21 protein-coding genes are annotated in these 17,951 nt (G+C 59.5%); 15 read left to right on the top strand and 6 right to left on the bottom strand.

Translation table 11 applies throughout. The annotated features are described in order from the left end of the window. Window position 1: 1 nt before the first annotated feature. The 14 genes from AC061P_RS13420 to AC061P_RS13355 all read left to right on the top strand — a co-directional run bounded on the left by AC061P_RS13420 (window position 2) and on the right by AC061P_RS13355 (window position 13,984). Window positions 2-787, top strand: a complete 786-nt coding sequence (locus AC061P_RS13420; RefSeq protein ID WP_449647741.1) for a YqjF family protein — start codon at window positions 2-4, stop codon at window positions 785-787. A 241-nt stretch (window positions 788-1,028) separates the two neighbouring features. After that, entirely contained in the window at window positions 1,029-1,877 is an 849-nt protein-coding gene (locus tag AC061P_RS13415; RefSeq protein ID WP_449647740.1) for a nitrilase-related carbon-nitrogen hydrolase, read from the top strand. A gap of 66 nt (window positions 1,878-1,943) precedes the next feature. Continuing rightward, window positions 1,944-3,407 (top strand): dihydropyrimidinase, encoded by a 1,464-nt coding sequence (gene hydA / locus AC061P_RS13410; RefSeq protein ID WP_449647739.1) that lies wholly within the window; start codon window positions 1,944-1,946, stop codon window positions 3,405-3,407. A gap of 52 nt (window positions 3,408-3,459) precedes the next feature. After that, on the top strand, window positions 3,460-4,476 hold the full coding sequence (locus AC061P_RS13405; RefSeq protein WP_480391439.1) for a TIGR03842 family LLM class F420-dependent oxidoreductase: 1,017 nt from the start codon (window positions 3,460-3,462) through the stop codon (window positions 4,474-4,476). A 4-nt stretch (window positions 4,477-4,480) separates the two neighbouring features. Next, the gene (locus AC061P_RS13400; protein WP_480391438.1) at window positions 4,481-5,362 is read left to right on the top strand and encodes an ABC transporter permease; all 882 of its coding nucleotides are present in this window, start codon (window positions 4,481-4,483) and stop codon (window positions 5,360-5,362) included. Next, window positions 5,359-6,255, top strand: a complete 897-nt coding sequence (locus tag AC061P_RS13395) for an ABC transporter ATP-binding protein (protein WP_449647736.1) — start codon at window positions 5,359-5,361, stop codon at window positions 6,253-6,255. The genes AC061P_RS13400 and AC061P_RS13395 overlap by 4 nt, the downstream gene beginning before the upstream one ends. A gap of 98 nt (window positions 6,256-6,353) precedes the next feature. Beyond that, window positions 6,354-7,100, top strand: coding sequence for an ABC transporter permease (locus AC061P_RS13390; RefSeq protein WP_480391437.1), 747 nt, complete (start codon window positions 6,354-6,356; stop codon window positions 7,098-7,100). Window positions 7,101-7,183: 83 nt separating this feature from the next. Continuing rightward, window positions 7,184-8,326, top strand: a complete 1,143-nt coding sequence (locus tag AC061P_RS13385; RefSeq protein ID WP_480391436.1) for an ABC transporter substrate-binding protein — start codon at window positions 7,184-7,186, stop codon at window positions 8,324-8,326. A gap of 459 nt (window positions 8,327-8,785) precedes the next feature. Beyond that, window positions 8,786-9,730, top strand: a complete 945-nt coding sequence (locus tag AC061P_RS13380) for a hypothetical protein (RefSeq protein ID WP_480391435.1) — start codon at window positions 8,786-8,788, stop codon at window positions 9,728-9,730. A gap of 98 nt (window positions 9,731-9,828) precedes the next feature. After that, the gene (locus tag AC061P_RS13375) at window positions 9,829-10,314 is read left to right on the top strand and encodes a DUF6153 family protein (RefSeq protein ID WP_449647732.1); all 486 of its coding nucleotides are present in this window, start codon (window positions 9,829-9,831) and stop codon (window positions 10,312-10,314) included. A gap of 89 nt (window positions 10,315-10,403) precedes the next feature. Beyond that, window positions 10,404-10,994: a DUF305 domain-containing protein gene (locus AC061P_RS13370; RefSeq protein ID WP_449647731.1), complete on the top strand. Its 591-nt coding sequence runs from the start codon at window positions 10,404-10,406 to the stop codon at window positions 10,992-10,994. Between the two features lie 83 nt (window positions 10,995-11,077). Then, the gene (locus AC061P_RS13365) at window positions 11,078-12,361 is read left to right on the top strand and encodes an APC family permease (protein ID WP_449647730.1); all 1,284 of its coding nucleotides are present in this window, start codon (window positions 11,078-11,080) and stop codon (window positions 12,359-12,361) included. 31 nt (window positions 12,362-12,392) lie between these two features. After that, window positions 12,393-12,737, top strand: coding sequence for an ArsR/SmtB family transcription factor (locus AC061P_RS13360; protein ID WP_449647729.1), 345 nt, complete (start codon window positions 12,393-12,395; stop codon window positions 12,735-12,737). Further along, the gene (locus tag AC061P_RS13355; RefSeq protein ID WP_480391434.1) at window positions 12,734-13,984 is read left to right on the top strand and encodes an MFS transporter; all 1,251 of its coding nucleotides are present in this window, start codon (window positions 12,734-12,736) and stop codon (window positions 13,982-13,984) included. The genes AC061P_RS13360 and AC061P_RS13355 overlap by 4 nt, the downstream gene beginning before the upstream one ends. On the opposite strand, the gene AC061P_RS13350 is transcribed toward AC061P_RS13355, so the two are convergent. The 6 genes from AC061P_RS13350 to AC061P_RS13325 form a co-directional block, all read right to left on the bottom strand. Next, window positions 13,961-14,524 carry a GNAT family N-acetyltransferase gene (locus AC061P_RS13350; RefSeq protein ID WP_449647727.1) on the bottom strand — a complete coding sequence of 188 codons (564 nt, stop codon included), beginning with the start codon at window positions 14,522-14,524 and terminating at the stop codon, window positions 13,961-13,963. The two genes, AC061P_RS13355 and AC061P_RS13350, sit on opposite strands and share 24 nt — an antisense overlap. Window positions 14,525-14,599: 75 nt before the next feature. Continuing rightward, window positions 14,600-14,923, bottom strand: a complete 324-nt coding sequence (locus AC061P_RS13345; RefSeq protein ID WP_449647726.1) for a hypothetical protein — start codon at window positions 14,921-14,923, stop codon at window positions 14,600-14,602. Further along, on the bottom strand, window positions 14,920-15,612 hold the full coding sequence (locus AC061P_RS13340; RefSeq protein ID WP_449647725.1) for a hypothetical protein: 693 nt from the start codon (window positions 15,610-15,612) through the stop codon (window positions 14,920-14,922). The genes AC061P_RS13345 and AC061P_RS13340 overlap by 4 nt, the downstream gene beginning before the upstream one ends. 64 nt (window positions 15,613-15,676) lie before the next feature. After that, the gene (locus tag AC061P_RS13335; RefSeq protein ID WP_480391433.1) at window positions 15,677-16,777 is read right to left on the bottom strand and encodes a CU044_5270 family protein; all 1,101 of its coding nucleotides are present in this window, start codon (window positions 16,775-16,777) and stop codon (window positions 15,677-15,679) included. After that, window positions 16,743-17,057, bottom strand: coding sequence for an RNA polymerase sigma factor (locus AC061P_RS13330; protein ID WP_480391432.1), 315 nt, complete (start codon window positions 17,055-17,057; stop codon window positions 16,743-16,745). The genes AC061P_RS13335 and AC061P_RS13330 overlap by 35 nt, the downstream gene beginning before the upstream one ends. A gap of 21 nt (window positions 17,058-17,078) precedes the next feature. Continuing rightward, entirely contained in the window at window positions 17,079-17,324 is a 246-nt protein-coding gene (locus tag AC061P_RS13325) for an RNA polymerase sigma factor (protein WP_480391431.1), read from the bottom strand. 199 nt (window positions 17,325-17,523) lie between these two features. Between AC061P_RS13325 and AC061P_RS13320 the strand changes: the two genes are divergently transcribed. Then, complete coding sequence (locus AC061P_RS13320; RefSeq protein ID WP_480391430.1) at window positions 17,524-17,817, top strand: hypothetical protein; 294 nt, start codon at window positions 17,524-17,526, stop codon at window positions 17,815-17,817. The last annotated feature ends 134 nt before the right edge of the window (window positions 17,818-17,951 follow it).

Here is a 17,951-nt window from a genome sequence, read left to right as displayed (position 1 = left end):
GATGATCTCCTCAGAAGCCCCTCCGCTCGGCAGCGCTGCGATTCTGCGTCAACGCTGGAGTGAAGTCACATTTTTACACTGGCGGGTTGATCCCAGCACCGTCGAGCGCTTCATGCCGGCCGGATGCCGTCCAGACACCATGAACGGCAGCACGTGGGTGGGACTCATCGCGTTTCAGATGTCTCGCAGTTCGTTCTTTGGCGGGCCCCGCATTCCGTGGCTCGGTGACTTTCCCGAAGTCAACGTTCGGCTCTATTCGATTGACGAACAGGGCCGCCGCGGAGTGGTCTTCCTTTCGCTCGAAGCATCCCATCTCATCCCGGTGCTCACAGCGCAGGCCGCTTTTGGATTGCCCTACCGGTGGGCATCGATGCAGATCGGGCAGCGCGACGGAAAAGTTGCCTACACAACGAAACGCTACGGCCAACCGGATGCCGCATCCCACATCATCGTGCGCCCGATTGACGATCCGGCGGCGAGTGTTGCGCTCGCCGCTGACCCGGTTGCGACGTTCTTGACAGCGCGCTGGGGTTTTCACGAAACCCACCGCGGAGCAACCATCTACTGTCGCAATCACCACGAACGGTGGCCGTTACAGCCGGCAGAGCTCGTGCATCTCGACGATGGTTTGCTTGCGGTTGCTGGCTTCGAGGGGCTTGCGGATCGTGCGCCAGACTCGGTGATGTTTGCCACTGAAGTGTCGACTGTGTTTGCGTCTCCGCAGCAACCAATTCGTGTCCGCAAGCCTCGAGCGCGCACTGTATGGGCCACGGCGCGTTCATCATAGTCGTTCTGGTTTTCTGAATCCGGAATGCGTGGTACGGGCGTTCAACGTGGTCTCATCAGCACAAATGAGCATTGCCTCTTTGCGCCGACAGGGACATGATGAGTAACCACAACGTCATATATGCAACACACGATTGAAACGATGAAGCTGCAGAATGAGAGTGCGGGTGCAGTAGCCCGTGCGTAAATCATTTCTCGGCAAATAGCTCAAGGCAACGATGCCGAACAACGCAGGAGGCACCATGACGACGGTCCGCGCAGCAATCACTCAGACAACCTGGACAGGCGACAAGGAGTCGATGATTCAGAAGCATGAGCAGTTCGCTCGTGATGCAAAAGAGCAGGGCGCTCAAGTAATTTGCTTCCAAGAGTTGTTTTACGGCCCGTATTTCGGAATAACTGAAGACAAGAAGTATTACGCCTACGCTGAGCCTGCTGATGGCCCCATAGTGCAGCGTTTTCAGGCCTTGGCTAAAGAGCTAGATATGGTCATGATCCTGCCGATCTATGAAGAGGCGATGACCGGCGTGTATTACAACACCGCTGTCGTTGTTGATTCCGATGGCACCAACCTCGGTTCGTATCGTAAGCACCACATTCCTCACCTCGACCGGTTCTGGGAGAAGTTCTACTTCCGTCCAGGCAACATGGGGTACCCCGTTTTCAACACTGCCGTAGGCCCAATCGGGCTGTACATCTGTTACGACCGCCACTTCCCTGAGGGATGGCGCGAGCTCGGCCTCAACGGTGCCGAAATTGTGTTCAACCCAAACGCCACCAAGCCTGGTCTCTCCAACCGCCTGTGGGAGGTCGAAGGCCCCGCGGCTGCTGTAGCGAACGGCTACTTCGTGCTGCAGCCGAACCGTGTTGGTCGCGAAGACAACGAATACGGTGACCTCGCGGTCGACTTCTATGGAACCAGCCAAGTTATCGACCCGCGCGGCAACTTCGTGGGTGAACGCGGTTCGGGCACTGACGAGGAGATCATGATTCGCGATCTCGACATGGACCTTGTTCGCCAGATGCGTGACGACTGGCAGTTCTACCGTGACCGTCGTCCGGAGTCGTACACCTCGATCCCGAAGCCATAACGTCAGCCCCCGGGCTGTCTTAGCGCCCGGGGAACAGTAGGCACAAGACAAGCAGAGGAGCGAATCATGGCCACCACTCTCATTTCTGGCGGAACAGTCGTCAGCTCAACGGGCCGAGCCCCAGCAGACGTCCTTATCGACGGCGAAGTAATCAAGGCCGTGCTGTCACCGGGCAGCACGCTTTTTGGAACCGACATTGCGGCATCCGTCGATCACGTTATTGATGCCACGGGAAAGTACGTCATTCCTGGCGGCATCGATGCCCACACTCATATGGAGCTGCCGTTCGGCGGCACTGCGGCGATCGACACGTTTGAGACGGGCACTCGCGCTGCAGCGTGGGGTGGCACTACTTCGATCATCGACTTTGCGGTGCAGACCTATGGAACTCACATTCAGGATGCTCTCGCCGAGTGGCACCAGAAGGCGGCGGGCAATTGCGCCATCGACTATGGCTTTCACCAGATCGTCGGAGACGTGACGCCGGAGTCACTCAAAGCGATGGCAAAGCTGCCAGATGAGGGCATCACAAGCTTCAAAATGTTCATGGCCTATCCGGGAGTTTTCTACTCGGATGACGCGCAAATTCTGAAGGCGATGCAAGTGTCACGCGACACCGGCATGATGACGATGATGCACGCCGAGAATGGTCCCGTCATCGATGTTCTCGCCGAACAGCTCGTGGCGCAGGGCAAGACTGACCCGTACTATCACGGTGTTGCTCGCGCCTGGGAGATGGAAGAGGAAGCTACTCACCGGGCGATCATGCTCGCGAAGCTCACCGGTGCCCCGCTCTATATTGTGCACGTGAGTGCGAAGCAAGCGGTCGAGCAGATCGCCGGCGCTCGTGACCGCGGCCAGAACGTGTTCGCCGAAACCTGCCCCCAGTACCTCTACTTGAGTCTCGAAGAACAACTCGGTGCTCAGAGCGAGCAGTACGGTCACTTCGAGGGCGCCAAGTGGGTGTGCTCAACTCCGCTTCGCTCGCGCGAAGAGGGACATCAGGATGCCATGTGGCAGTCGCTGCGTACGAACGATGTGCAAATGGTCTCTACCGATCACTGCCCGTTCTGCATGAAAGATCAGAAAGAGTTGGGCCTTGCAGACTTCCGCAAGATCCCGAACGGAATCGGCACTGTCGAACACCGCATGGACCTCATGTATCAGGGGGTTGTCACGGGAGAAATCACCCTCGAACGCTGGGTCGAACTGACGAGCACCACCCCCGCTCGCATGTTTGGTGTTTACGGACGCAAGGGCGTCATCCAGCCAGGAGCTGACGCCGACATCGTCGTCTATGACCCTCGCGGCCACACCTCGATCGGCATGCCGGTCGATGAAAACGGTAACCCCACGGGCAAGAAGCACCACATGAACATGGACCACGCGGCCTGGGAAGGCTTCGAGGTCGATGGTCACGTCGACACCGTCATCTCTCGCGGCAAGGTCATCGTCGATGGCGATCAGTACCTAGGAACGAAGGGTGATGGGCGTTTCATGAAGCGTGGTCTCACTCAGTACCTGACCTAGAGCGTTCTTCGCGGCATCCGACCTATCTTTCCCACCACGAATGAGGAGCCCCATGGACTTTGGAGCAGTACTACAGACCAACCCGCCAGCATCGCGAACTGTGCAACTTGCCAAGCTGGCTGAAGCCCACGGCTTCAGCCACGTCTGGACGTTCGACTCGCACATTCTGTGGCAAGAGCCCTACGTGATCTATAGCCAGATTTTGGCCGAAACTCGCAAGATCAAGATCGGGCCGATGGTGACGAACCCGGCGACTCGCGACTGGACTGTTACGGCATCCACCTATGCGACCCTCAACGAGATGTACGGCAACCGCACGATCTGTGGGATCGGCCGCGGCGACTCGGCGGTGCGCGTGACCAACGGCAAGCCGACAACGCTGAAGGATCTGCGGGAATCAATTCACGTCATCCGCGAACTCGCGAACTCGCGCTCCGTTGAATATGGCGGGGCACAGTTGCAGTTTCCGTGGAGCAAAGGCTCCGAACTTGAAGTATGGGTTGCCGCCTATGGCCCGCTCGCGCTCAAGCTCACCGGTGAAGTCGGGGACGGGTTCATCCTGCAACTAGCCGACGTCGATATTGCCGAATGGATGATCAGGAAGGTGCGCGACGCTGCTGAGGCTGTCGGGCGTGACCCCATGTCGATCAAGTTCTGTGTCGCCGCCCCCATGTACATCGGCGATGACTGGGAACACATGCGCGACCAGTGTCGCTGGTTCGGTGGCATGGTCGGCAACCACGTTGCCGACATCGTCAAGAAGTACGGTGCGGATGGCGACGTGCCCAAGGCCCTCACCGACTACATCAAGGAACGCGAAGGTTACGACTATAACGAGCACGGGCGGGCGGGCAATACCCATGCCGCCTTCGTGCCCGATGAGATCGTTGACCGCTTCTGCGTGATGGGCACCGCCGAACAGCACATCGAGAAGCTCGAGAAACTACGAGCACTCGGTGTCGATCAATTCGCCGGGTACCTGCAACACGACAACAAGGAAGAGACACTGCGGGTCTACGGCGAGACGGTGATTCCCGCCTTCGCCGATCACGTCGCTGCGAAGGCCTGAGCTGATGACAGCGCGCCCTCGCCTTGTCGGCGGTTTCGTGTGGGGTTTGGCAGGAGTGCTGCTGATCGCTCTCGTGTGGGAGGGGTACAAGTTCTTCGGGCCAGCCGATGGCCTATCGATCGGCGAGCTCCGTGTTCTCCCGCGAACCACCGACCTCGCGATGCCGCACCTGTGGGACATGATGGTGCGACTTGCCGAGCCCGTCACGCGAGCCGACGGTGCATTGCCGCTGTGGGCAGTGGTTGCGCTTGCCGCGCTCACGACGCTCGGCATTGCCGCGGCAGGGTGGGCAGTCGGGGTCGTCGTTGGCGTCGGTTTTGCTCTGCTCATGCAGCGCTGGCGGCTGGCCGAATTCGGGCTGTTGCCGTGGATCGTTATCAGCCAAACGGTTCCCCTCATCGCGTTCGCTCCGGTCGTCAAAAGTTGGGGTTCGCGCGTGGAGATTGGCAGCTTCGAGTGGCAAGACTGGATGTCGGTCGCCCTGATTGCGAGCTACCTTGCGTTCTTCCCGATCACCGTCGGTGCGCTCAAGGGGCTGCAGTCTCCTGACCGCATCCATCTGGAACTTTTCGAAACCTATGCCTCGGGGTATTGGTCAACGCTCAAGCAATTGCGTTTTCCGGCCGCAGTGCCCTTTCTCCTGCCTGCACTCCGACTCGGGGCTGCGAACGCGGTCATCGGCGCGGTGGTCGCCGAAGTGTCAACGGGGCTTCAGGGTGGTATCGGCCGGCTGCTCATCCAATTCGCCGGACAAGCCTCCGGTGACCCTGCGAAAGCGTGGGGACCAATATTCGGCGCAATCGTGCTTGGTCTTGTTGCGGCCGGCTCGGTCGCTCTGCTCAGCGTGATTCTCAAGGACTACCGACGAACAGAGGAGGCCGCATGAGCGACCAGATCCTAAACAGCGCAGCGACTACTGATGCGCTACCTGCTGCAGGCGAGACGGATGCCGTGGCAGTTTCGGTACGCGGCGTCAACAAGCAGTTCCAGACAGCAACCGGGGTGGTTCACGCTCTCGAAGCAATCGATCTCACTGTTTCGGCTGGAGAGTTCGTCTCGCTGATCGGCCCTTCGGGTTGTGGCAAGTCAACGCTCATGAGACTCATTGCTGATCTTGACGATCCGACCTCGGGTGAGCTGATGGTGTTCGGTAAGACAACGACGCAGGCGCGCCTTGACCAGGACTACGGCATCGCGTTCCAACAGGCGGGGCTGCTGCCGTGGCGAACGGTGGCGGCGAATGTTGCGCTTCCGCTCGAACTGCACGGCGTGGCATCCGCTGATCGTCGCACTCGGGTTGCCGACCTTCTCGATATGGTCGGGCTCACCGAGTTTGCTGATCGTTTTCCTGACCAGCTCTCGGGCGGCATGCAGCAGCGGGTGGCGATAGCGCGCTCGTTGGCTGAGCAGCCACGACTGCTGCTGATGGATGAGCCCTTTGGTGCCCTCGATGAGATGACGCGCGAAAAGATGCAAACCGATCTCGTGCGCATTGCCGCTGATACTGGGGCAGCTGTTGTGTTCGTGACGCACTCGATTCCGGAGGCGGTGTTCCTATCTGACCGCGTTGTCGTGATGTCGCCGCGGCCCGGACGTATTAGCCAGATCGTGCCCATGCAACTGAATGCTATTGATGGTCGACAAGAGCGCTCGGATGATCTTCGTGAAGAGTCATCGTTCTTCGAAATGGTGACAGAGGTGCGCGAAGCACTGCACGGTGGCGCCTCGGATTCTCCCGGGGACGAACCGCGCCAGGCGCGGGGAGTGGACACCCGATGACAGCCACATCAGCAAATGCAATCGTCAACGGCCGGTCCGGAACGGGGGCGCGCCGAAGCAAGGGGTGGAGCCCCAGAACAGAATCGACGCTGCGTATAGTGGCGCCGATCTCGTTCGGGCTGATCGTTCTCGCGATTTGGCAGTTGCTCGTTACCGTGGGCGGAGTCGACGACTACCTGCTGCCGAGCCCCACGTCTATCGTGGCCGAGCTTGTCGAATTCTGGCCGTCCGTCGTTTCTGCAACGGCGCTCACCGGCAGCAATAGTTTGATCGGATTGCTGGTCGGTTCGCTGTTTGGCATCGTGTTTGCGGCAATCTCTGCGCGCTGGCGCATTGCCGACCAAATGAGTGCACCGATTGTCGCGGCGCTCGCTGTAGTTCCCATCGTTGCCCTCGCTCCTGTGCTCAACTCGATGTTCGGGGCCGACAGCCAGTTTGGTCGTCAGGCGATCGCGGCGATCGCGTCGTTTGTTCCGATCTTCATCAACACGTTGCGCGGGTTCCGGCAAACTAAGCCAGTGCACCGTGACCTGATGAAGGCGTATGCCGCGAATTCTGGCCAAATGCTGAAGTCGCTCACCCTGCCAACCGCACGACCGTTCATTCTGACGGGCATCCGCATCGCCTCATCGCTTGCCGTGATTTCGGCGCTCGTCGCCGAGTACTTCGGTGGGCCGCGTGGTGGGCTCGGCAGTCTGATTGCTACCTCGGCTGCCTCGAGCGCCTACTCCCGAGCGTGGGCCTATGTGGGGGCATCCATTGCTTTGGGTTTGCTTTTCTATCTTGCGACGCTCGCGCTTGAACGACTTGTGTTGCGTCGTGTACCGACCGGGGGCTCCCGCTAACAGCAGAGAACGAGAAAGGAGAAGTTCGCACCACCAGCTCTACCAGCAGTATCCACTTGCACCGTGAATCTGGAAGGTCTGACATGAAGTTCACCAAACGCCGCGCACTCGCGGCCGGAGCGTTTGCCGTTACGGCAGCGTTCCTTCTCACAGCATGCTCACCGAGCGATGGGGGAGACAGCGGTTCCGCTGACGGCCTCACCGAAGTGAAGCTCCAACTCCAGTGGCTCCCGCAGGGCCAATTCGCCGGCTACTTCGCGGCAGCCGATCAGGGCTTCTTCGAAGAAGAGGGCCTCGATGTCGAAATCATCCCCTCTGGCGGTGACATTGTGCCGCAGGATGCTCTCGCCAATGGCGACGTTGACTACGCCATCGCGTGGGTTCCTAAGGTGCTTGGCTCGATCGAGCAGGGTGCCAACCTCACTAACATCGCCCAAATTTTCCAGAAGTCAGGCACCCTCCAGGTGTCGTGGGCTGACTCGGGTATCGACTCGGTCGCCGACTTCGAGGGCAAGAAGATCGGTTCGTGGGGCTTCGGAAACGAGTGGGAAATCTTCGCGGCAATGGCTGCTGAGGGCCTCAACTCCTCGACCGTGCAGATCATCACGCAGGACTTCAACATGAACGCGTTCCTGCAGGGTGACATCGATGCAGCTCAGGCGATGACGTACAACGAGTACGCGCAGCTGCTTGAGTCAACCGACCCTGACACGGGAGAGCTGTACCAGCCCTCTGACTTCAACGTCATCAGCTACGAAGACACCGTTGGTGCGATGCTCCAGGATGCAATCTGGGCTGACACAGAACGTCTCGACAGTGACGAGGACTACCAAGACACGACAGTCAAGTTCTTGAAGGCTGTTGTTAAGGGCTGGATCTACGCCGCGGAGAACCCCGAAGCTGCTGCAGAAGGCACTGTCGCTGCCGGTTCCGGTTGGGGACCAAGCCACGAACTGTGGATGGTCAACGAAACCAACAAGCTGATCTGGCCGGCCGCCAATGGCATCGGTGTCATCGATGAAGCCTCGTGGGACCGCACCGTTGAGGGCGCAATCAGTGCCGTCAACGAGACGGGCGCAAGCCCCATCACTACAGCGCCACCGGAATCCGCTTGGACAAACGACTGGATCCTCAAGGCGCTCGAAGAACTCGAGGCCGACGGTGTCGATACCACCGGCGGAGACTTCGCCCCGATCGACGTCACCCTTCTTGAGGGTGGCAACTAGTCGAACTGAATAGCCGCTAGTCGGATGCCGCCCTTACGCTTGTGAGGGCGGCATTCGTTTATCAGAAGCACTGTTTCATCGCTCAGGAAGGCCCGCGCCATGACCGACCACTACGACGATCTCGACGCGTATGCGCTCGAGCTTGACGAAGCGATGGTGATTGGCGGCGCGGGGCTGACGCTCGAAGTGGGGTGAGGCGAGGGCGATAAAGTGCGGCTCGCCTGCTCAGTCGATTCGTATACTTGGGTGAAACTCAATTCTTAAATTCGGTGAGGGGATGCACGTGGTCAGCATCAACGGTTGGCTGCAAGCGCGATGAGTTTCACGCCTAGAGACCTGAGCAGAGAACAAGCAGAGTTATATCTCGCGCACACGGAAGCCACCCGAGAACTCAGGCTCACTGAACTGGCTCATTGGATGGCGGCAAGCCGGGGGCCTATCGGTGAAATGGATGGGTCCGTGGCGAGTGTGCATACGCTGTGGGAATGGTCGATTAGGTTCATTGATTCACGCGCAGTGAAGATGATTCCTCGAGACCAGCTCACAGACCAAGACATCATGTTTGGCGAGTCTCCTGAAGTCGCCAACCGGCGAAGGTTCTCTGTTGCGCAGGCCGCGCCGATTTACATGCTCGAGGTCCTCCGCCGTTTAGATCCCACTACTCATCTCGGTATTCAGATGGAGGGGGACGCGACTCACGAGAACTTTCAGAAGCTCATCTATCGGTCGAAATTTCCGTTTGAGGCCACACCGCAGCTCTCTGACGTCGATTTGTGGTTCTCGCTGGGGAAGGTCTTCCGCGGGATACTTCCACCGGAGAAGATCTCGGGTTGGTTCGCGAACTCGTTCACGAATTGGGCGGAGTTGGCGGATGGTGATTCTGGCGGTGAGTCGATTCTTGCACCGATGGCGTCACGGCCACTGAGCGACTTTGACGATGTTCCGTGCCCTCCGGTGTTCTTCGAGCCCAAGCTTGGCGGCAAGCCGGGAAAGCCGGAGAAGCCGAAGAAGTCACCCAAGGACTACGCGGAGCTCGAAGAGTCAGAGTTCATGCTCGCCCCGCGCCGGTACGACCCCGACAACCTGGCCGCAGGAAAGAAGTTCAACGCAGCGAAACTGCACAAAGCTCTGCTCGCGATGGACGAGTCCCTCGGTGGTGGTGGCACGATCACTGACCCTGCAGAGTGGATCACCCAAGACACCACTGAGTTGGCGCTCGGCGATTTCGCCGGCGTGACGATCTTTGCCGAGGATGGAGCGGTGCGGGCAGTGGGAATTGAACTGGGATCGCCGACTAAGCAGCAGTGGCGCACCCTTTACCCGCAACTGCGCCGTCTTGCGAGAACTCTCTGGGTGCACTTCGCGCCGGCGGAGTCTGAAAGCTGGGCTTCGAACCGGGAGTAGCTATTCCTGGGGCACAGAGTCACGGTGATTGCACAGGGGAATGATCCAGAATCTGTGCAGAGCAACCGGAGATTTTCGCTTGTAGAACAGTGAGAGCTATGACCCCCATCGCCGCAAAACGAGCACATCGTCGCGTTGACGCTGCGCCCGCACAGCACGTGGGCGCTTCTTTCTCCCGCCTTCTGGGCGAGACGTGGCGGTTCGTCGCGATGGCCTGCCTCGCGCTGGCACTCATCACGGGCATTGTGGCGATGCACTCACTTGTGTCGCCCTCCTCTCATTCTGAGTCGGCGATGGCGGCCACTATGTCGATGGGGAGCGCCACCGTCGAGGAAGCTACGTTGATTACCTCAACGCTGACTGCAGTCGACTGCTCGGGATGTGGCGACGACGCATCAATGGTTCTCATGTGGTGTGTGCTTGCGCTTCTCACTGTCTCGCTTCTCTTCGCAGCGCCCAGGCTGGTGCCGGGGTGGGGCCAATACGTTGAGCAGAGGTTGATTCCTGCTGCGCGCTTCACCTGGCGGGCCCGCACGGCACCGCCGCGCCCTGATCTCGACAGTCTCTGCATCAGTCGCACCTAGGAGGCGCACTGTCGATTTAGTTCGACGCGCCTTACGCGGGACCGTTCTGGTCGCGCGCCTATCAGTGACTAATTTGGAGAACTTGAGAGATGAAAATTCGTTCCGCGGCTACGGCCGCAATTGCCCTGACTGCGCTGCTCGCGCTCTCGGGGTGCGCAAACGCTATGACCCAATCTGGTCAAAGCCCTGACTCATCGCCCACGGACTCAGCCACGATCGCTGATGCGAACAGCGCAGATGTCATGTTTACGGTCATGATGATTCCCCACCATGAGCAGGCCGTTGAGATGGCTGACATGGTGTTGGTGAAGGAGGGCATTGACGAGCGTGTAGTCACGCTCGCCCAAGAGATCAAGGCAGCTCAAGGCCCTGAAATCGAGCTCATGACCTCGTGGCTAGAAGGCTGGGGTGTCGGGGTGACAGACGGTATGGACGGTATGGGTCACGGCGATGGGATGATGAGTGACTCCGACATGGCCGACCTCGAAGCAGCAGACGGAAACGATGCGTCGCGCTTGTTCCTCGAGCAGATGATTGTGCATCACGAGGGCGCTATCGACATGGCCGAGTTGGAAATCGATTCGGGAGAAAACGCTGATGTCCTTGCTCTTGCCCAGAAGATCATGGCTGCGCAGACCGTTGAAATTTCGCTCATGCGGAGCATCATTAGTTCGCTGTAGCGACGTGGGGTCCGCCGTTCTCGGGCGGCGGGCCATTGCCCTCGCGTATTGCTCAATTGGCTCTGGAACGGAAAGGTATTCGTATGGCCACTCGCACAAATAAAATCTCGCTCATGGGCTCAGTGTCGTTGGGCACGGGGGTGATGATCGGCGCGGGAATCTTCGCTCTCGTTGGCCAGGTCGCAGAATTCGCCGGAGACTTCTTCCCGCTCGCGTTCTTGCTTGGCGCGATAGTGGCCGCTATTAGCTCGTATTCGTACGTGCGCTATTCGAGCGTGAATCCCTCCTCGGGCGGAATCGCGATGCTGTTGAAGGATGCCTATGGCCCAGGAGTGGTCGCCGGTTCATTCTCGCTATTCATGTACGTCTCGATGGTGGTGGCTGAGAGCCTGTTGGCGCGCACGTTCGGCACCTACCTGCTTCGCCCCTTCGGCTTGCAGGATTCTGTGATTCTGGTTCCCATCCTGGGCGTTGCCGCCATCGCCACAGCTGCGATTGTGAACTTCGTCGGCAATACCCTCGTCGAACGCTCGGCAACGATTACGGCAATCGCCAAGATCATCGGGATCGCCGTGCTCGCTATTGCCGGCCTTATCGGTGTCGCGGTTGGCGGTGACGGATTCTTGTCGAAGTCGTCGGGGGACTCGATCAGCATCGTTGGGGTTCTGGCCGGAACAACGTTGTGCGTTCTCGCCTATAAGGGCTTCACGACGATCACTAATCAGGGTGACGACATCCGTGACCCGAAGCGAAACATCGCTCGCTCCATCCTCATCTCTCTGGCGATCTGCACCTTCCTGTACCTGTTGATCACGGTGTCTGTGAGTTCGAGCATCGGTGCGAGCGGAGCGGTGGATGCTCGCAACTACGCTTTGGCGCAAGCGGCGGAACCGTTCTTCGGCGCGTGGGGTGTCGGTATTACCGTTGCGATCGCCGTGGTCGCGACGCTGTCTGGGCTGCTGGCGAGTCTGTACTCGGTGTCGCGGCTTTACGCGATGCTGCAAGAGATGAAGCAGGCTCCGTCGTTGCCAAAGTCGGTTCCTCATCAGCCCATGATCATCACCGCGGGGCTGGCCATTCTCGTCACCGTCTTTCTCGATCTCAGCCAGATCGCGTCGATGGGCGTCTTCCTCTATCTGACGATGGATATGGCGGTGCAGTGGGGGGTCATCCGCCGGCTGCGGGCGAAGATTGAAGCTCGGATTTGGCTGCCGGTGCTGACGATTGTGCTCGACCTTGCGATCCTGATTCCGTTCGCTGTTCTCAAGGTGCAGAGCGATCTCTTCACCGTGATCGTGGCCGTCGCGGTAGCAGCCGCCATTGTTGTGGCTCAGGTGGTGACGGTTCGAACGCGTTCGAATCACTAAAGGTAGAGGTCCCGGGAGCTAGTATCTAAGCATGCATGCGGATACGAAGATAGAAAGAATCCAGCCAGATAGCGACTACGTGGAGATCGCCGTCGAGGTGTTTCGACTGCTGGCGGATGCCACAAGGATTCGTATTGTGCTTGCGCTGCAAGATGACGAGCTGTCGGTGAACCATCTCGCCGACATCGTTGACCGGAGTCCGGCATCCGTGTCTCAACATTTGGCAAAGTTGCGCTGGGGCAAACTCGTGCTGGTGCGCAAGCACGCCAATCGCGTGTTTTACCGCCTCACCGATGAGCACGCGAAACGGCTAGTGGTCGAGGCTATTCTGCAGGCTGAACACACTGTGGATGAATCGCCAGCGCACCACGCATGATCGAGGTTCTGCGCAATAAGACGTACCGCGCACTGTTCAGCGCTCAAGTGATCGCTCTACTCGGAACAGGGTTGCTCACGGTCGCATTGGGGCTGCTGGCCTTCGACCTTGCCGGCGACGCTGCGGGGCGAGTGCTGGGTACGGCTCTCACGATCAAGATGGTCGCCTACGTGGGTGTCGCGCCTGTAGTCGCTGCGCTAGTTGACCGGATTCCCAAAAAGGCAGTGTTGGTGGGCGCTGACGCGGTGCGGTTCGCAATCGCGTTGATGCTGCCCTTCGTTACGGAAGCGTGGCACATCTATGTGCTGGTATTCGTTCTGCAATCTGCATCGGCAACCTTTACCCCTGCATTCCAATCGCTGATCCCCGCGGTGGTGCCAGAGGCACGCAACTACACGCGAGCTTTGTCGCTATCCAGGCTCGCTTACGATTTCGAGGCCCTGCTGAGTCCAACCATTGCCGCAGTACTCCTGACCGTTGTCAGTTACAACAACTTGTTCGTCGGAACGGCAATCGGTTTCGCTGGGTCTGCAGGGCTGGTCTTGGCAACCGCACTGCCCCCGAATCTTTCAGGTCGAGATTCCGGCACCTTCTGGCAGCGGCTTCCGGCCGGCGCGCTGGTGTTCTTTCGCACCCCAACCTTGCGGTTCCTGCTGCTCACCAATGTGGTTGTGGCGGCGGGAACAGCGATCGTTCTCGTGAACTCAGTTGTTTATGCAAAGGGAATTTTCGAACTCGACGATGCGGCGTTGGCAATTGCTCTCGGCGCGTATGGAGTTGGTTCTCTCATTGTGGCGGTGAACGTGCCGAGGCTTGTCGATCGCATCGGCGTGACGCGCACGATGCTCAGTGGCACTGTGCTTGTGGTTAGCGGTCTGACGGCTGCGATCGTCGTCACGGTTTTCGCTGTCACCACCTCGACCGGATGGTGGGCGCTTCTCGCGACCTGGCTGATACTCGGGATGGGAACTTCCCTCATCAGCACACCGTCGTCGAGGTTGCTTGCAGAGGCATCTAATCCTGACAACCGCAATCTCGTCTATACCGCCCAGTTCGCGCTGTCGCACGCGTGCTTCCTGGTCACCTATCCGCTGGCGGGATGGCTTGGGGCTATAAGCCTTCCGATCGCCACAGCCACGCTCGCCGTTGTTGCGCTGGTCGGCACTGTCGGCGCGTTCACGATTCGTCGCCGCGCTATAGGCCTCGCAAATTACTGGGAGAGCCTAGCGCCACGGCTTGTCGGCTAAGGCTGAGGCGACGAGTTCGAGCCTCTTCTCAAGAACTTCGAACTGGAGGTCGTCACGCCTCGGTGTGCCGACGCGTTCATCGCCGTAGGGGAACGGCTTCGTGATGCCGGTGCGCGCATAGCCGCGTCGCTCGTAGAACGCGATCAGCTCTGCGCGCGCATCGATCACCGTCATCTGCATAACGGTCACGCCCCACTCGCGGGCGGCGTAGTTCTCGGCCTCCGTGAGCACGAGGCTTCCTAGACCGGCGGACTGCTGGTTGGGGTCGACCGCGAACATCCCGAAGTAGCCGTGCTCATTCTCGTCGGCGACGTGGGCGCACGCTACAAGCTGATCGCCACGCTCCGCGAGCACGATCGTTGAACGTGGTCTGGCGAGGTCAGAGTGAAGGGCTTCCGCGTCAATGCGCTCGCCATCAATCAAGTCGGCCTCGCTCGTCCATCCGGTGCGGCTGGACTCGCCGCGGTAGGCCGCAGTGACAAGCTTCAGCAGCGCCGGGATGTCGTTGGTTGTGGCGGCGCGGAAACTCAGGGTTGTCATGCCAGCAGCCTAGGCGCGATCGGTGAGCGACCGTGAACACAGTACGGAGCCGATGGCGCGGGTCCCATGCTGGCCTTACGAAACAGGTCTCACGTTGAGCGTCTCGGTTTCGCTATTGGGGATGAAAAGCTCCTGATCCGAGCAGATCGGGCCCGCGATTCCGACGAACGCGCCCGACTCGAAATCTGCCCGCACTTCGTCCGGGATGCATCCAACGCCGAGGACGACGGTTGCGCCACGTGAGGGAACGATAAATGTGTCGTCTCCTGTTGTGATGCTTACATCGCTCGAGCTTTCGTTGGTGATGGTCACATCGCCACCACCCGTGCATGCTGTCAGCGCTGCCGTCATTGTCAGGAGAAGAAGCCCGCTATGAGCGAGTCTGTTGTGGTTACTCATGACTCTCCTTTCTGCTGGTTGCGAGTGGTGAACTCAAGTGTGACGAACGGGAGATACTCGCGTGCAACTACCGCGGTGAGTGTTCCGCCGCTCGCGAGCTTCGCACCCACCGCGTACACAAAAGGGTCAGTGTCAATCTCGACGCCTGGCATCATTTCTCCGTCGATCGTGACGTCAATGGGTCGCGTAGCCCTGCGCTCTGGCAAGTGTGTCGGCGCCTCCCCATCGTGCGCGCTGAGTCCGAGCTCTTCGCGAAACTGATTCATGAGGATGTAGTTGGCGTGTTGGTTGAGGAGGAATTCGACAGCACTCCACTCCGATTCCTCGCGGTGCCAATGCGTCTGGGCCACCTCCCACAGCGACGGATATCGCATCATTTCGACCCGCTCGATCAACCACGCCGGTCGCGGCGGCACCTCTTCGATCGCACGGCGAGCGCTGTCATCCAGCTCAGCAAGGTTTGCGGGGTCAGACTTGTCGTCAGGATTGCGCCACAGGGTGGCTGAGATGCTGGCGGACATGGACGAATAGCCCTCACTGTCGCTCGCAGAACTGACGCTGACATCCGTCTCGTCTACCGAGCTCTGAGCGGCGAACCCCATCACCGGGATGGGCATCTGGCGCAACAGTGCAGCATGGTGTGCCCGTGGGTCAGGCGCGTCTTCGGGAAGAACGCCGGTGAAATTCATGTTCTCATCGTGCGCTGCCGCGAGAAAAATGACAAGTGCTCGACACGAGGATTCCGGTGAAGGGTCAGTCGGTGCGCGGCCTATTGGGGTCAGTGCACTGCCCACTGCCGAGGCCGTTCAGTGGTTCGCCGCCATTACCGCACAGTGAGCCGCCCGCTGGGGCCTCATCGACAACAGTTGTGGTGACAGCTGTCCACCCGGTAACTTCTCCCGCAAACACCGGAACTAACTTGCTGTCGATAAGCTTCACAGTGCGCTCACCGATGAGGAGCCCCGTATCGGGATCGATGATGATTTCATGAAGAAAGCCGTCCTTCTCTTCGCGGCCGAAGGCGACTCCGGTTCGGCCGTTCAGTGTGGCTGCCTCATCGGTGATTTCAACGCCAGGAATCCCCGCCGCGGCTCGATAAAGCGCGGCACGAAGCTCGGCTGGAACCACTCCAGTACGCAGCGTTGTGGAAATAAAATCGAAGGCCTGTCCGTCGGCGCTAACCCCGTGGCCTGCGGTGACCCGATAGATGTAGTTGAGCAGCCGCTGGGGGTCGCGCGGCAGCTCATCCAATCTCCAGTCGCGTGGTTTCGAATTGTCGAAACCGCCGTACGGCGCCCGGCTGATTTCCTCCTTATCGAAGGTTGCCCGAGCAGCTTCCTGCGCCTCCTCTTCGAAGCCTTCACCAAAGACCTTGATCGCGGATCGCGGTTCAGTTACGAGAACCCAATGGTTTGTGTGGTCGGCAGGAATATACAGTTGTGAGTTTTGGGTTCCTAGATAGGCAAAGTGCTCCCAATCCGCATTCTGGACCTGGCCCATGAATACCGCCTCGGTGTCGACCTTCAAGTACTGCCCTGCCCCGACGACGGGATCGGAGTTCTGGATGGCCGCGGCAGCAGCATCGCTGAGCGCGGATGCGGCAGCAGCATCCGCCCCACCTCTCCAGCCAGCCAAGCCGAGCACGTCGGTGAATACGAGAGTGGCCACGAGTGCGCCAGCGGCGAGAGCGCTGGTGCCGCCGAAGAACGCAAAGCGCTTTTTAGAGCTGGGCTTAGCGATTGCTGGCTGTGATCCGATGTGTTCGACCAGACCTCGTCGACCGCGGCTCAGAGCCTCGGCAGACGGATCCGCGACATCCTTACCGAACGATCGGAGCTGTTGAAGTTCGTCCACGATCCACCTCCTGTGCCGGCGTGATGCCAGCAGATTGGCGCAGCACTCGCCGCGCGCGATTGAGACGTGACCGAACAGTCCCGACGGGAATGTTCAAGGCGAGTGCGACGCCCTCATAGTCGAGGTTGCCCCACGCATACAGCAGCAGTGCATCCCGGTCGCGAGCAGGCAGTTTGCGAATTGCCCCTGCCAGAGCCCGAATCGAGAGGTCGGCGTCGAGGCGATCGTCGTGATCCTCGATGACCGTCGCCGGAGGCCCCGAGGCGACGACCGCGCGCAAGAACCGCGCTTCCGACCCCCGCTATTTGCGGATCAGCACTGTTGCGATCCCGAGCAGCCACGGCAGAGCACTCGCGAAGGCGCTATCGAAGCGGTTGCGCCGCTCAAAAGCGACCAAGAAAGTCTCGGCCATGATGTCATCCGCAGTGTCGACGCCCGCTCGCCGTGCCGCATACCGATAGACGGATGTCGCATGGCGGTCGTACATCTCGGCGAAGACCGCAGGGTTATCCCACGACCTCCGGATGATCTCGTTATCGCTAGTCACACTAGGTATTGCCCGATTGCTTGAATTAAGTTCACGATTGGCTCCTCACGCGAGCGTAGCGCAGCTACCCACGCACTGTTGGTAAGCAATGCTCGACGTCGCGGGAGCCAATTGTTACGGTTGAGGTGAATCTAACGCTGTGACGAAGAGGCACCTGCGTGCAATCCCGCGAAAGCCCAGGACGATCGAAAGTGGACACATGAGCCAGGCAATTCAGTCCGTCGAGGAGCAGTCCATTACCGCGACTAAACCAGCGTATGCCGCCCTCGTCTTGGGGATCGCCGCCGCGGCGCTGTTCACGCTGCCTGTCGTCGCGACACTAATCGGCATAGCAGGGTTGGCCACCGCGCTCTATGCGCGCCGAGTGCTGAGGTCCACACGTTCCCCTGTCGGCACTGTGCCATCGCTGATCGGAGCTGTGCTGAGCTCGATAGGAATTGTGAGCTGCTTCCCGTGGCTTTTTGCGATCGTCATGATGGCTTTCGCTCGCTAAGTTAAGCCGATGTGCTCCGGGCCGATCCCACGATCTGTAGAGGGTTGCAGAAAATTCGCGGAACCGCCTACTTGTGTTTTTAGCAGCCTCATCTTGCGGCCTAATGCCACATCGCTATCATTTAGTGGACTTTA

This window comes from Rhodoglobus sp. G.S.4, from assembly GCF_056619605.1.
The sequence above is the reverse complement of the archived record's forward strand: the minus strand, read 5'-3'. Positions and strand labels throughout refer to the sequence as shown.

Excerpts from the sequence above, each read along its gene's own strand:
- AC061P_RS13420 (WP_449647741.1), top strand. The coding sequence starts at position 2 with ATGATCTCCTCAGAAGCCCCTCCGCTCGGCAGCGCTGCGATTCTGCGT.
- AC061P_RS13415 (WP_449647740.1), top strand. The coding sequence starts at position 1,029 with ATGACGACGGTCCGCGCAGCAATCACTCAGACAACCTGGACAGGCGAC.
- hydA (WP_449647739.1), top strand. The coding sequence starts at position 1,944 with ATGGCCACCACTCTCATTTCTGGCGGAACAGTCGTCAGCTCAACGGGC.
- AC061P_RS13405 (WP_480391439.1), top strand. The coding sequence starts at position 3,460 with ATGGACTTTGGAGCAGTACTACAGACCAACCCGCCAGCATCGCGAACT.
- AC061P_RS13400 (WP_480391438.1), top strand. The coding sequence starts at position 4,481 with ATGACAGCGCGCCCTCGCCTTGTCGGCGGTTTCGTGTGGGGTTTGGCA.
- AC061P_RS13395 (WP_449647736.1), top strand. The coding sequence starts at position 5,359 with ATGAGCGACCAGATCCTAAACAGCGCAGCGACTACTGATGCGCTACCT.
- AC061P_RS13385 (WP_480391436.1), top strand. The coding sequence starts at position 7,184 with ATGAAGTTCACCAAACGCCGCGCACTCGCGGCCGGAGCGTTTGCCGTT.
- AC061P_RS13375 (WP_449647732.1), top strand. The coding sequence starts at position 9,829 with ATGACCCCCATCGCCGCAAAACGAGCACATCGTCGCGTTGACGCTGCG.
- AC061P_RS13370 (WP_449647731.1), top strand. The coding sequence starts at position 10,404 with ATGAAAATTCGTTCCGCGGCTACGGCCGCAATTGCCCTGACTGCGCTG.
- AC061P_RS13365 (WP_449647730.1), top strand. The coding sequence starts at position 11,078 with ATGGCCACTCGCACAAATAAAATCTCGCTCATGGGCTCAGTGTCGTTG.
- AC061P_RS13360 (WP_449647729.1), top strand. The coding sequence starts at position 12,393 with ATGCATGCGGATACGAAGATAGAAAGAATCCAGCCAGATAGCGACTAC.
- AC061P_RS13355 (WP_480391434.1), top strand. The coding sequence starts at position 12,734 with ATGATCGAGGTTCTGCGCAATAAGACGTACCGCGCACTGTTCAGCGCT.
- AC061P_RS13350 (WP_449647727.1), bottom strand. The coding sequence starts at position 14,524 with ATGACAACCCTGAGTTTCCGCGCCGCCACAACCAACGACATCCCGGCG.
- AC061P_RS13345 (WP_449647726.1), bottom strand. The coding sequence starts at position 14,923 with ATGAGTAACCACAACAGACTCGCTCATAGCGGGCTTCTTCTCCTGACA.
- AC061P_RS13340 (WP_449647725.1), bottom strand. The coding sequence starts at position 15,612 with ATGAATTTCACCGGCGTTCTTCCCGAAGACGCGCCTGACCCACGGGCA.
- AC061P_RS13320 (WP_480391430.1), top strand. The coding sequence starts at position 17,524 with ATGAGCCAGGCAATTCAGTCCGTCGAGGAGCAGTCCATTACCGCGACT.